Genomic DNA, 12,811 nt, shown 5'->3' with positions numbered 1-12,811 from the left:
TTCAGTTTTCAAAGATCAAACGTATTCTCGCTACCGAAACCAGTTCGTTTCAGCAACTCTTATATAATATCATGTCCAAACCAACTTTGCAAGCTCTTTTTTTCAAGTTTCTTTCGAAGCTTGTTTTCAATTGCTTGCCGCACCATGTAAAGCTGTGTTTTCTTGGCCGGAATTAGAATATACCATGTATAACATAACAATGCAACACTTATTTTAAAAATATAAAACTTCATCAGATTTCTTCATATCAGACTAGAACTTATATCATTAATACACACGAACGTTCACAGCTGTACCACAACATTTATCAACGTAATAAATACAGGGAAGCCGCGTATTGATCAGCATAATGTTTCAACCGACCAATAACATAACCCCCCCCTGCAACATACCTTATAGATCACATTTGTTCCCTCTGAGCACATTTCGCTTCCTTCTATAGAATAGACTTACCTAACAAAGATGCAATTAATCCAACACCAAGTCGTGCCGTATGCCGGTTTTGATCTAGCAACGGGTTCACTTCAACCAATTCCATAGATACAACCCGGTTGCTCGCAGCTAAACACTCCATCGCAAAATGCGCTTCTCGATAACTCAGCCCACCCGGCACAGGTGTCCCCACTCCTGGCGCTTCTCGCGGGTCAAGACAATCCATATCAAAACTAACATGAATACCGTCCGTCCCCTCTCCCGCAATCACCATCGCCTGTTCAATGACGTGTTGCATCCCCATTCGATCAATATCATGCATCGTAAAAGCTCGAATGCCCAATGCTCTGATCTGCTCCTTCTCGTAGTCATCCAGATCTCGAAGTCCGATATACACCAGATTAGACGGATTCACAAAGGAACCAGCACCTCTGATCTGTGACAAATTAAAAGTCGAATGTCCCAGAAACGCCGCCACACTCATTCCATGCATATTACCAGTCAAGCTATGTTCTTCGGTATTCAAGTCTGCATGAGCATCGAACCAGATCACACCTAAATTGCTGTAATGAGCAGTTAACCCTGCCAAAGTACCAATAGCTACGCTATGGTCTCCCCCAAGCACAACTGGAAAGGCTCCCTCTTCGAGAGCAGATGCTACTTCTTGACACACATGCTCACTGACCTGCTGAACCTCATTCAGATACTTTACTGTCTTGCGCCCAAGTGGTGTTACTGATTGTGTGGGGCAATCCACACGCACCTCTCTATTGAAGAGAAACCCCAAACTCGCAATTTCGCGTTTCAACCCGGCGGTGATCAGTTCATCAGGGCCTAACTCGGCCCCATTTCTAGCACCAGCTAATCCAAAAGGAACTTTAATCAGAGCCACTTCTTGTTGATGAGTCTTTACATGGCGAGTATCCTGACCAGAACCATTTCGCATCGCCTGCTCTCCTGTAGTCAAAACATCCTCATTTTTCATAAAGTATCGCTCCCTTTCATCGCTGTTGAACTACAATCCAATGAAGCATCTTACCCTTACGATGAAGCATCACCAAGCACTTCTTTAATAATCTCTATAGCCCAATCAATCTCAGATTCCTTGATGGTTAGTGGGGGAGCAAAACGAATAGTTGTTTCATGCGTTTCTTTACAAAGTAATCCTGCCGACATCAGACGTTCGCAATAAGGTCGTGCAGGGCCATCCAGCTCAACCCCAATGAATAAACCTTTGCCCCGAATTGCCCGAATCGCAGAGCTCTGAATACCTTGAAGTTGTTCCATAAAATGAATCCCCAGCCGCTCTGACCGCTCCGCAAGCTTCTCATCTTCCAAAACATCCAAAGCGGCCACTGCTACCGCACAGGCAAGCGGATTACCCCCAAACGTAGAACCGTGTGATCCCGGTTCAAACAGATCCAGAATGTCTGCTTCGGCAGCGATTGCGGAGATCGGCATCACACCACCGCCAAGCGCTTTGCCCATAATCCATATATCCGGTTCGACACCCTCCCAATCAGAGGCGAATCGGCGCCCCGTTCTCCCAAATCCGGTCTGGATCTCATCCGCCATGGTCAAGACTCGCTGCTGTCTGCATATCGCAAACGCCTCTGCCAAGTATCCGGCTGGAGGAATAATAATTCCCGCTTCACCCTGAATGGGCTCAACAAGGAAACCCGCCGTATTCGGTGTGATCGCTTGTTTCAAAGCCTCCAGATCACCGTAAGGGATAATTCGGAACCCAGGTGTGAACGGTCCAAAATCCTTTTTATATTCAGCAGACGAGGAAAAAGAAGTAACCGTAAGGGTTCTCCCATGAAAATTGCCAGAGCATACGATGATTTCAGCCTGATTTTCAGGTACTCCCTTGCACCGATATGCCCATCTTCGTACGGCTTTTACCGCTGTCTCAACCGCTTCTGCTCCCGTATTCATAGCTAAAATTTTGGATTTCCCCGTAAACGTGGACAGTTTTTGATAAAATATTGCTGCAGCATGGCTGTGAAATGCCCGTGATGTCAATGTGACCTTGTCTGCCTGATCTTTCAACGCTTGAATAATGACAGGGTGTCTATGCCCATGATTCAGTGCTGAATACGCACTTAACATATCCATATATCGGCGGCCTTCAGGGTCCTCTACCCACACCCCTTCTGCCTGTTCAATGACGATGGGAAGTGGATGATAATTAGGCGCAGCATACGTTTCCGACCATTGAATGAACATCTCGGTATCTGGCATTCCTTCACAACCTTCCGCATAATATTGTATACAAAATACAGTAACAGTGTATGCGAGTTGGTCTGCGTTTACGACTTGTTTCCTCCTTTTCCGCATCTGCCCTGTTTGTATACCAACCCTGCAACATATCACAATAACTTTATATTTACTGAAGATGAACCACTAGTCCTCGGATGAAGATCAAGAATGTACTCATGATATATTGTATACAATATACATAATATGATATGCACTTGTTTATATCCTCAATAGTAACAAACCTATACGAGGATGACAACGCTTTTTCGATCATTTTCAGACTCTAGTTCCATAAAATGTTTACTGAATATCGTGACTTATGTAGCTCTCAGCGTGCGAACTTTGCTTGCCCAACTTCCCCCTCGATGGTAAGATGATAAAAACTTGAAACACCCGGACGGCACGCCCTGCATGGCTTTATAACCATTAATCATGACTATACATATAGAAGGGAGAATTTGTATGGAGGTTCCTAAATACCGTTCCTTGAAAGACCACGTCTACGATTACATTGCTCAGAAGATTCAGGACGGGACGCTTCTTCCCAACCAGAAGATTAACGAAGCCGAAATTTGCAAAAAGCTGGATATCAGTCGTACCCCAACTCGGGAAGCTTTATTTCAGTTGACCTCTGACAATTTGTTGCAATATATCCCGCGCAGGGGATTTATTGTTGCTCCTTTTGACACAAGCAAAAAGCTTGAATTCTCGCAGGCCATCGGTGCGCTGGAGGCACTAGCCGCCACACTTGCAGTGGATCATCTCAAAACGTCAGAACTTATAGAGATGGAAGCCCTAATCGCCCGTATGGACGAAGATATCAACCAGCTCGATCTGGCAGCCTATAGCAAAAATCAGTATTTGTTTCACAACCTGTACATCCAGCGTTGCGGCAACGCCACCGTTATTGAGATGTTGAACACACTTAAGAACAGCTTCATTCGTCAGTCCTATGTCAGTGATAACAAGCCAAAACTATCCGAGGTGCTGCATGAAGTCAATGAAGAGCACAAACAGATCTTAAGTGCGTTTCGTGCGAAGGACAAACCACAGCTGGAAGCACTGCTCAAACATCACTGGCGCATTATTGATAACGACATGCTGTAACGTATAAGGCAACCCACATCATGACGAATGAGGGTTGCCTCTTTTTCAATTAAGCCCAGCTTCCGTAGGAACTCTCGCCGTAAACACGGCATATCCCAGCCTTTTTCCGTACCTCAGAAGCAACCGGTCATTCGTACGACTCATTCGCTGTATATTTTTGTCCTCAATCCAGTTCATATCCATCTCACGTAAAGGGTCGTGATCGACTCCCCACTTGCCCATTGTACGCGATTGCTCCTTCACTTTAACTTCTGAGAATCCGCATCCCCTCAGCCGTTTCTTCCAAGCTGATACCGTTGCCAGTGTACGTATCCCATAAAATCGCTTCAGTCTGCGACTCATCAGTTCCGTTTTCCTTCCCGATAAAACCATTTCCCGATCGACAAGCAGTCCTCCAGGTTTCAGTACTCTCCTGTACTCAGCAAGCGCTTTGCGCCATGGGGTGAAAATCGTCACCGATTCAATAAAGACCACGTCCACGTGATTATCTGGTAAGGGTAATGCCGCAGCGTCAGCTTGAATAAAACGCACATCAACCCGCTCTTTACGCGCACGCCTTACTGCTTTATCCAGCATATGACGGTGTAGATCAATTGCAGTTACGTCGTACCCCTGCTGAGCCAGATAACATGCTGTTCTTCCCGTACCGCATCCTATCTCCAGAACACGAACCCGAGCAGGCAAGGATAATGAATCAAGCAATTGCAGCGTAGCCGAAAATCCACCAGGATGAGCACTTCCTTCTCCTAAACGAGCAAGCAAATCATGATAATCCACGACTCCCCCTCCTTCCCTTACTCCAGTCTATGGAACAAACCGAAAAACGGCTCCTGACTATGGAGATAACCGGGTACTCGTCCATACCAATCCACTCGTTTCCTACTATGATATACAAACCGTTGATTTCAGGCGGCAAACCGCAACGATGAGGGGGATATGCATGCACAGAATTCATCCGGTATGTGAAGAAACGGTGTCACCGCATGTGGGGCGCCCTGTCTGTCTTGTCATGAGAGACGGCACGCATATGTATGGTACACTTGGAGGTTGCCGGGATGGGAAGGTCTACTTGAATGAATGCTTTCAAGGTCCACGCCTGTCTTCCATCCAATCCAAGCAACAACTGCGTAGAGTAAACAAAAAGAAATTAACATCCGCCAGAAAAGCTAAATCTTCAGCTTATGGTGGCTACCCATATGGCGGTGGATACGGTGGTTATGGCGGTTACGGATACGGAGCTGGCTATGATGTTGCCCTAATCGCTACATTGTTCCTTCTTCCATTCTTATTTATCTAAACCTCAATAACAATTAGCTATTATTAGCAATCAACAAAAGCCTCTTCTTGTTCGATTACGGAACAGGAAGAGGCTCTTTTTATACAACAAAAAAGGCATTCGCCTTAAACGAATGCCAGGATGTTCTTATTTAATTTTCCTACCTCAGTAACGGATGTTTAACTTTATTAAAAAAAAACACCTCGTGAGAGGCGGGTAAGCTATATTAAATCCGATTTCCTTTAGACATCGTTTTCAGGTTGCTATTCGAATTCTCAAGCAATGGCAGCATCCTAGTTGTGCTAACCATCTCAGAAGCACATATTGGACAAGTAGGCACGCTATCAAACGCAAAATTGTCCCGCATCCATCCTTTGCACGTATCACTCGTACATTCCCAGATTGCTGCATCTGCTTGTGGAATTTCTTCCAACGGTTTTTTGCGATTATACATGACTTCTACCCCCTTTGTTATGGAAACACATCTTACTGACGTCATTTCACAAAAGCCACTGCTTAGCGGAAGTGTAACGTCCGCCGAACTTCTGCCTCGACAACGGTTGGGTCAACTTCATCTATTCAAATCAAAAAAAAGAAGCTGCCTTTATCATTATAACATGTTAAAGGCAGCTATGCTTTAATTACAGTTTTACAACTTCTTCTGCTTGAGGACCACGGTTTCCTTGTACAATTTTAAATTGCACGCGTTGACCTTCGTCCAGCGTTTTGAAGCCTTCGCCTGTAATAGCGCTGAAGTGTACGAATACATCTTCTCCGCCTTCAACTTCGATGAAACCGAAGCCTTTATCAGCGTTGAACCATTTTACTGTTCCGTTTTGCATGTGAATTACACCTCCAAATAAAGATTAACATGTTCCTTTGTTCTTTGCAGCAAGCAAATAAAAATTCACACATTGAAAAAGGTACCAGTCATAAACTATAAGTGATCGCCCTTTACAATATGTGAATTAGGTTTTCAACTCTGTACAACTTGATTATTAGTATACCTCTAATCGATTCAAAAAGCAAATCATTGTATTTTCTTTTCAAACAGCTTTGGAAATACCTGTTTATTATGTTCAAGCCATAACTGGCCTGTGTTGTCCTCTGTGAAAAATTGTTTATCTCCAGTCTTATGAAAGGATATGCAGTTCCCATCCAACTTATACATGATTTGTGAAAATGTTCTGTCCTTGCATATCCATCATACTCAGGGGCCTACTGCCAACCTCACTCAGAGTCAATGCAACAATATGTCGGGGCCCGGCGTAACAACACAACTAAGTCCATGCCCACATAAAAGCATCGCGATCCCAAGCAACCCGCCCGCCATGAAGCTTGCGAAATGCCTTTTTCACCTCTTTGGACAAGGAAGCATTACCGTTCTCATTAACAAAAACAAAATGCTCTCCGTAATGAGTTCTTACATATTCTATTGCCACTTCCTGACGAAGTGTGCCTGTAAACTTAATCTCAGCGACCATCCATTCAGCTACGTCCTGCGCCGTCTTTTCCATTATTTCACCTGCCGTTCTTCAAATACACCTTGGTTAAACTTCTCTTGCCTAGCTTTCCACTGTCTAGAGTATACCACGGTAGCGAGAAATACGAAAAAAGGCAAGAACGGATCAGGGAATAATAGGAGAAATAAAAGTTCTATAATCCTTTTCGGAGCATGTGTACCCATTCCAAAGAGTGCGTAATATAATACCTTGCATGAACAGCTTGAAAGCTTCGTAAGGGAGGGCACGGTCCTTTGTTATTTCTAGCCGCGTAACAGATCTATCAACACGTTATGACTCTTTAGTCATAATATAGTCACTCCGATCCCTATCTCGATTTGGATAAAAACATAAAAAGTAACAAAAAAGAGATATATCGAATTGTAAATTACCCTAAAATCAGGTATGGCTTATCCCTCTGCCTGTCCATTATAGTAAGAATAAGATTTAAACTGCAGGGGTGCTTCATCCATTTAGCGTCAACTGACTATGAAACTTAGATAACGATGAAATTGATAATGCATATTGAATCAGGGAGGATTTTATGAAAGCATTTTTTAAAAGATGGGGACATCTGCTGGCCATTCTATGTATACCACTTCAAGGCTCCATTTATATGTTCCTAGGTAGTCAAGCGGGAAGTGATGTCTTTTACAATTATGCCTGGATTGATACACAGATTCCTTTTATCAAAGAATTTATTATTCCATATGTCAGCTGGATGCCTATTCTATATCTAAGCTTTCTCTATCTTGGTTTAACGAATAAGTCGTTATTCTGGCGGACACTGCTCATTTATAACGTCGGGGTGATGGCGGCCAATGTTTGTTTTGTGGTATTCCCCTCGTATGTACCACGTCCGGAAGTGACTGGAACAGATCTAAGCAGTGTACTTGTGCAATTCATCTATTCCAATGATGCGCCTGTGAACTGTTTTCCAAGCGTCCATTGTTTAACAAGCTACATGTTGTTCATTATTCTTAACCGGCATCTGAACGTTAAACCTGCCGTGCGAATCTTCGGCTCCGTCTGGTTATGGCTCATTATTGCTTCAACTGTCTTCGTCAAACAGCATTCCATGCTGGACGTCGTTGGTGGCATTGCTTTTGCTGAAGCCGCGTATTGGGCAGTTCATGTCTTTGCGAAACGCCTGGGACAGACCGCAAAAAACAGCAAGCAACCACTCCGATCTACGCAGCCAAGCCGAAATGCCTAACGTATTTTCAGGACAAAACATTGTAGATAAACAGGTTGCGACATGTTACATTTCAACAACAACAACATTAATAATGAAAGAGGGCATCTTAGCCCTCTTTTTTTTCATTCATCAGACCAAATTTATTTATGAAAAACTCTACTAGACCAGCAAGGGCTGTCATTTGTTAGACAATCGGGGGACGCTCATGCAAGAGATCGGATGGCGGACTGCCCATGAGCCGTTTGAATATGCGGTAAAAGTAAGACAAGTCCCGGTAGCCGAGAAATTCGGCAATTTCCTGGATGGAGAGCTGCGACTCGGTGAGCAGGTAAAGAGCCCTTTTCATCCGTTGATCATGGACATACTCACTAATGGTCTGATTCGTTACACTTTTGAACAGGGAGGCTGCATAGTTGGGAGACTTTCCGATCTCGTCACCAAGCTCTTCCTTAGTTACTTTCTCCCGATAATGCTGCTCAATATAACGTTTCATCCGTTCCACGTACCGATGCCTCTCTGGTGGAATGATCCCTCGATCGAGTTCCCGGTTAATATAAATTAGGACTTCCATCAATAAGGCCTGGCTCATCATGACATAATAAGAAGGACGCTCTTCCCATTGTTGCTGAATGCCCTTCATTCTCTGATGAATCAGTTCGTAACAGCCCGGTTTATGCCTCAATGGTTCACGCTGTTGAAGTGCAGGCAGTTCTGCGGTCTCATTTTGCCTCAACAAAATAACAAACTGGGTGTGCGTAACGGTAGGAATACTCTTTCCATAATAGGGTGTCCCACCGGGAATAAGTAACAATTCACCCTTTTCCATGATCTGTTTATCTCCGTTCACCCAATATACACATTTTCCATATGTAACCAAGCTAAGACGCCAAATCCCTTGTGGTTGCACGGCTTCTTCGTACCACCCTACGCCATTCACATGATGTACTTCAAGTGGAGTAACCATATAACACCTCATTATCGGACTATACTCTAATCATTGTACTATAGTTCATATCGTGATTCGACAGAAAACGCTACAATGTACACATAAGCACTAAATATGAGGAGGATATTAGCATGTTGAAAACCAAAATTATTTGTACTATGGGACCTGCTTGTGACTCAATCGAAACGTTGAAAGTAATGATTCAGGAAGGTATGACAGTTGCCCGTTTGAATATGGCTCATGGAGAGCTGGAAGATCACGTGGGACGAATTAACAATATCCGTACAGCTGCTGCTGAACTGAACAAATACGTACCTATTATGATGGACATCAAAGGACCGGAAGTACGGATCGGCAAATTAAAAGAAGCTTCTGTTCACCTTCAAGCAGGTAAAGAACTCACGCTTACCACAGAAGACGTTCTCGGCGATGTAGAACGAATCGCTGTAAATTACCCTGAGTTGAATCTGGTTGTTAAACCAGGAGATCGCATTCTGATTGACGATGGATTGGTTGATCTGACGGTATTGTCTGTTGAAGGTTCAGAGATTCACTGCAAAATCATTAGCGGCGGTATCCTGAAACCACGTAAAGGTGTGAACCTGCCGGGAATCAAAACGACTTTGCCAGGCGTAACCGAGCGTGACGTCATGCACATCGGATTCGGGATCGAGAACAACATCGAAATTATCGCAGCATCCTTTGTTCGTAAAGGCGATGACATCCGTGAGATCCGTAGCATTCTCAAAGAACGCGGTCAAGACCATGTACAGATCATCTCCAAAATCGAGAACCAGGAAGGTATGACCAACCTGGATGATATCATCGAAGCATCAGACGGCATTATGGTAGCTCGTGGTGACCTCGGGGTTGAAGTTCCCATTGAAGACGTACCGATGATGCAAAAAGAAATGATCGACAAATGTAACAAGGCCGGCAAACCGGTTATCGTCGCTACACACATGTTGGAATCCATGCAAGTAAACCCTCGTCCAACTCGTTCCGAGGTAAGTGACGTGGCAAATGCGGTGCTGCAAGGCGCAGACGTTGTCATGTTGTCTGGCGAATCCGCTGCTGGTAAATATCCGATCCAATCTGTTCGTACGATGGCTGCTGTTGCACGTCGCGCAGAAACGATGATTGATTACAAAGAACAATTCAACCAAAAATCTGCACAACAAGTGGCTGACATTACCGAGGTCATCAGTCAGGGAGCAGTAAGCTCTTCCCTCGTTCTGAATGCTAAAGCCATTATCACTTCAACAGAGAGTGGTTTTACCGCTCGCATGATCTCGAAATACCGTCCAAAAGCACCAATTATCGCGGTCACGCAACATGAAGAAGTACTGTCCAAAATCTGCCTGCTCTCCGGGGTTATTCCGGTAATGGGCGATAAAGTGACAACAACGGATGAAATGTTCGAATCTGCAACACGAAATGCGATCAAAACAGGTTACATTGAAAAAGGCGACATTATCGTATTGTCCGCTGGTGTTCCAATCGGCCAATCCGGTAACACCAACCTGATTAAAGTACTGCAAGTATAATTACGAATCGCGGCATAGCGTTCTATAAAAAGAATGAAATCAAAAATCCACCGGGATGTGAAATCCGGTGGATTTTTGATTTTCCTCTTTATATTTACTACACTCAAAGTTGATCGAGAAAAATGGATCTATTTTTTACACAAAAACGGAGAGGACAGAAAAACCTGGAAAAGCGAAGCTAAAAGCTTTCTGAAAGAAAGCTACATCGGAAGCATAGGCTTCGCCTTTATCACCGGATTTTAACCTTTAGAAAAGGGAACAAAAAAATCTGGGGATAACAGCGATTGAAAGGGTATTCTGTCATCGGAGTGTTACGTGTAAACACCTTACTTCGATTAAGTCGTTCTACAAATTGCGCGAATAGTTCACCAGGTCCTGCGACATATTGTTGATCTCATCCATTGAAGCATTGACCTGCTGTGTCAAAGCCGCCTGATTTTGAGTCAATGTGGACATGTTGCCAATATGTTGCAAAATATGATCAATTAACGTTTTCATTTTCTGCATGCTATCTTCAATGTTGACTGTTGCCTCCGAACTGTGATCAGCCAACTTCCGCACTTCGCCAGCTACAACGCCGAATCCCAAGCCCAGCTCACCTGCCCGCGCGGCTTCAATGGCTGCATTCAAACCGAGTAGATTCGTCTGACTGGCAATCTCCCGGATAAACGCAGTAATATTTTTCGTTTCTTCTACACTATCCCGCACCTGCGTTGCGGCATCAGCAGATAACTCCTGAGCGTTAACCAGTTCCTGTGCCTGATCTGTGATTGAGTTAATGCCCCGTACCATCTCTTCGATCGATTCTGACAATTGTTTTGTTTTCAGATTCATCGCTTCAACAATCACTTCTTTATTCTTCTGGTGAGTCACATCCCGAATGGTTCCAGCAACACGAAGCGGTACTCCATTCTCGTCACGAATGGTTTCTCCACCTGCATGGTACCAGCGATACTCCCCGTCTTTCCGTTGCAAACGGTAATCGAGATCATACGGCGTTCTGCCGCTGTAATCATTCATATGTTTAGCAAACTCATTGATTGTCCGGTCATGGTCTTCCGGGTGAAGACGACTGCTCCAGCTGCTAAATACATTCGGGAAATCTTCTTCATTTTTAAAACCCAGCTCTCTCCGGAATTGCGGGGACCACCAAAATTCATTGTTTGGATTGACCACGTCCCCGGCTACCACCGTCATATCCCACGGTGCCTCCACAAGTGCACGGTTAACAAGATCATAACGGGTAACAAGCGCCTCCAGTTCATCTGACTTGGTCTTCTCCTCATGAATATCGAACATGACTCCAATTAACTTAACCGGAGTACCTGTAGCACTTCTCACAAGTCGTCCAAGGCACCTGAACCAACGTACTTCTCCATTTTTCAAAAGCATACGGCTAGTAATGTTATATCCATCTCGATCATTCGGATTATTCACATGTCTCGTAATATGCTCTACAAGCTGCGGTCTGTCCTCTGGATGTACGGATTTAGCCCAGCTTGCGAACTCATTCGGAAAGTCCTTTGAATTACTGTAACCCAGCATCTCGCGGAATTCTGCCGAGAATGAAACGACGTTATTGTGATCCAGCGGATCGCCTGCAACGATTTCCGACTCCCATATACCCGCATGAAGCGCCTGATTCAACATCGTAAGACGCAATTGCGCAACCTCATGCTGTGACTGCAGCAGTTGCACCGCTTTCCGGATATTTTCCAGAATTTCATTGTTTCCTTGACCATCGGCGTCTGTCCCATTCCAGAACAAGCCATTCTGTGCGTTCTCAAGCAATTGACGGCTGTAACTCAGCAACTGCTCATGTGAATCTACACGATTTGTTTTGGTTACTTCACTACGTTTCAGAAACATCGGCAATATCCCCTCTTATATCAGGTGTCTTTATATATACTTCGACATAAAAAGACAATAAGTGTAGGTCTAAAGTCGCTAATATAAAAAAAAACGCAAAGCTCGACCCGTTAGGGCAAGATTCACGTTGTTAACTGACTCCATTATTTTTAAAATCTCGGTTTGCGTGAATATCATTCTTTTCTTACCATCCGAAATCAAGCGTTTTGCCCGTCTCTGCCCACGTCTTGATGCTGCTTAGAACCATCCACCAGCTATTCTGCGCATTGGCAAAGGACGGATGATTGTCTGTAAACTGATCATTGATCAGCGTCAGCTTGGTACACTCTCCCACGCTCTCTAACCGGAAGATGACTCTCGACTGGAGCTCGGCATGATTGGCATGGTACGAAGGCCCCGGATGTTCCCGATAACTAAGCGTGGAGAGCGGTTCAAACTCCAGAATCTCGCCATATACATGAACGGTTTCCTCACCATCATTACCCGGCCCAACATAGGCAAAGGGCTGTCCAGGTTGAAAATTCGAGCGAAGCTCACTGCCAAAAAAACTGCTACGCGTACCCTCTGGGGAAATCAGGGCATTCCATACTTCATCACGTCCTGCATTGATATAAAATTCATATTTTAGATCCATTAGATAGTCACTCCCTTTATACATTCAAATTGCGGCTG

Annotated in this window: 13 protein-coding genes; 4 read left to right on the top strand and 9 right to left on the bottom strand. The window is 44.4% G+C overall.

Annotation, left to right across the window (positions count from 1 at the left end):
* Positions 1–436: 436 nt before the first annotated feature.
* Together rocF and FS818_RS28085 are read right to left on the bottom strand one after the other, a co-directional pair.
* Positions 437–1,378, bottom strand: a complete 942-nt coding sequence (gene rocF, locus FS818_RS28090; protein ID WP_145336689.1) for an arginase — start codon at positions 1,376–1,378, stop codon at positions 437–439.
* A 95-nt stretch (positions 1,379–1,473) separates the two neighbouring features.
* The gene (locus tag FS818_RS28085) at positions 1,474–2,676 is read right to left on the bottom strand and encodes an ornithine--oxo-acid transaminase (protein ID WP_145336687.1); all 1,203 of its coding nucleotides are present in this window, start codon (positions 2,674–2,676) and stop codon (positions 1,474–1,476) included.
* 480 nt (positions 2,677–3,156) lie between these two features.
* Between FS818_RS28085 and FS818_RS28080 the strand changes: the two genes are divergently transcribed.
* Complete coding sequence (locus FS818_RS28080) at positions 3,157–3,801, top strand: GntR family transcriptional regulator (RefSeq protein WP_145336685.1); 645 nt, start codon at positions 3,157–3,159, stop codon at positions 3,799–3,801.
* 45 nt (positions 3,802–3,846) lie between these two features.
* Here the strand turns inward: FS818_RS28080 and FS818_RS28075 are convergent, their stop codons facing one another.
* Complete coding sequence (locus FS818_RS28075; RefSeq protein ID WP_145336683.1) at positions 3,847–4,578, bottom strand: class I SAM-dependent methyltransferase; 732 nt, start codon at positions 4,576–4,578, stop codon at positions 3,847–3,849.
* 163 nt (positions 4,579–4,741) lie between these two features.
* Here FS818_RS28075 and FS818_RS28070 point away from each other — a divergent pair, with 163 nt between their 5' ends.
* Complete coding sequence (locus FS818_RS28070; protein WP_123067401.1) at positions 4,742–5,098, top strand: hypothetical protein; 357 nt, start codon at positions 4,742–4,744, stop codon at positions 5,096–5,098.
* A 205-nt stretch (positions 5,099–5,303) separates the two neighbouring features.
* On the opposite strand, the gene FS818_RS28065 is transcribed toward FS818_RS28070, so the two are convergent.
* From FS818_RS28065 to FS818_RS28055, 3 genes are all read right to left on the bottom strand, one after another.
* The gene (locus tag FS818_RS28065) at positions 5,304–5,531 is read right to left on the bottom strand and encodes a cold-shock protein (protein ID WP_056697134.1); all 228 of its coding nucleotides are present in this window, start codon (positions 5,529–5,531) and stop codon (positions 5,304–5,306) included.
* 187 nt (positions 5,532–5,718) lie between these two features.
* The gene (locus tag FS818_RS28060) at positions 5,719–5,919 is read right to left on the bottom strand and encodes a cold-shock protein (protein ID WP_024633772.1); all 201 of its coding nucleotides are present in this window, start codon (positions 5,917–5,919) and stop codon (positions 5,719–5,721) included.
* 438 nt (positions 5,920–6,357) lie between these two features.
* Positions 6,358–6,594 carry a DUF6953 family protein gene (locus FS818_RS28055; protein WP_145336681.1) on the bottom strand — a complete coding sequence of 79 codons (237 nt, stop codon included), beginning with the start codon at positions 6,592–6,594 and terminating at the stop codon, positions 6,358–6,360.
* Positions 6,595–7,123: 529 nt separating this feature from the next.
* Between FS818_RS28055 and FS818_RS28050 the strand changes: the two genes are divergently transcribed.
* Positions 7,124–7,795, top strand: coding sequence for a phosphatase PAP2 family protein (locus tag FS818_RS28050; RefSeq protein WP_145336679.1), 672 nt, complete (start codon positions 7,124–7,126; stop codon positions 7,793–7,795).
* A 166-nt stretch (positions 7,796–7,961) separates the two neighbouring features.
* Here the strand turns inward: FS818_RS28050 and FS818_RS28045 are convergent, their stop codons facing one another.
* Positions 7,962–8,741: a helix-turn-helix transcriptional regulator gene (locus FS818_RS28045; protein WP_145336677.1), complete on the bottom strand. Its 780-nt coding sequence runs from the start codon at positions 8,739–8,741 to the stop codon at positions 7,962–7,964.
* 113 nt (positions 8,742–8,854) lie between these two features.
* Between FS818_RS28045 and pyk the strand changes: the two genes are divergently transcribed.
* Entirely contained in the window at positions 8,855–10,270 is a 1,416-nt protein-coding gene (gene pyk / locus FS818_RS28040) for a pyruvate kinase (protein ID WP_145336675.1), read from the top strand.
* 345 nt (positions 10,271–10,615) lie between these two features.
* Here the strand turns inward: pyk and FS818_RS28035 are convergent, their stop codons facing one another.
* Both FS818_RS28035 and FS818_RS28030 read right to left on the bottom strand, forming a co-directional pair.
* A complete protein-coding gene (locus tag FS818_RS28035) occupies positions 10,616–12,139 on the bottom strand; it encodes a methyl-accepting chemotaxis protein (protein WP_145336672.1) in 1,524 nt (507 codons plus the stop codon).
* 184 nt (positions 12,140–12,323) lie between these two features.
* Positions 12,324–12,773 (bottom strand): SRPBCC family protein, encoded by a 450-nt coding sequence (locus tag FS818_RS28030; protein WP_145336670.1) that lies wholly within the window; start codon positions 12,771–12,773, stop codon positions 12,324–12,326.
* Between the last annotated feature and the right edge of the window lie 38 nt (positions 12,774–12,811).

This window comes from Paenibacillus xylanexedens (assembly GCF_007680605.1).
In the GTDB taxonomy this organism is placed as follows: domain Bacteria; phylum Bacillota; class Bacilli; order Paenibacillales; family Paenibacillaceae; genus Paenibacillus; species Paenibacillus xylanexedens_B.
The sequence above is the reverse complement of the archived record's forward strand: the minus strand, read 5'-3'. Positions and strand labels throughout refer to the sequence as shown.

Excerpts from the sequence above, each read along its gene's own strand:
- FS818_RS28070 (WP_123067401.1), top strand. The coding sequence starts at position 4,742 with ATGCACAGAATTCATCCGGTATGTGAAGAAACGGTGTCACCGCATGTG.
- rocF (WP_145336689.1), bottom strand. The coding sequence starts at position 1,378 with ATGCGAAATGGTTCTGGTCAGGATACTCGCCATGTAAAGACTCATCAA.
- FS818_RS28055 (WP_145336681.1), bottom strand. The coding sequence starts at position 6,594 with ATGGAAAAGACGGCGCAGGACGTAGCTGAATGGATGGTCGCTGAGATT.
- FS818_RS28035 (WP_145336672.1), bottom strand. The coding sequence starts at position 12,139 with ATGTTTCTGAAACGTAGTGAAGTAACCAAAACAAATCGTGTAGATTCA.
- pyk (WP_145336675.1), top strand. The coding sequence starts at position 8,855 with ATGTTGAAAACCAAAATTATTTGTACTATGGGACCTGCTTGTGACTCA.
- FS818_RS28060 (WP_024633772.1), bottom strand. The coding sequence starts at position 5,919 with ATGCAAAACGGAACAGTAAAATGGTTCAACGCTGATAAAGGCTTCGGT.
- FS818_RS28045 (WP_145336677.1), bottom strand. The coding sequence starts at position 8,741 with ATGGTTACTCCACTTGAAGTACATCATGTGAATGGCGTAGGGTGGTAC.
- FS818_RS28065 (WP_056697134.1), bottom strand. The coding sequence starts at position 5,531 with ATGTATAATCGCAAAAAACCGTTGGAAGAAATTCCACAAGCAGATGCA.
- FS818_RS28030 (WP_145336670.1), bottom strand. The coding sequence starts at position 12,773 with ATGGATCTAAAATATGAATTTTATATCAATGCAGGACGTGATGAAGTA.
- FS818_RS28085 (WP_145336687.1), bottom strand. The coding sequence starts at position 2,676 with ATGCCAGATACCGAGATGTTCATTCAATGGTCGGAAACGTATGCTGCG.
- FS818_RS28050 (WP_145336679.1), top strand. The coding sequence starts at position 7,124 with ATGAAAGCATTTTTTAAAAGATGGGGACATCTGCTGGCCATTCTATGT.
- FS818_RS28080 (WP_145336685.1), top strand. The coding sequence starts at position 3,157 with ATGGAGGTTCCTAAATACCGTTCCTTGAAAGACCACGTCTACGATTAC.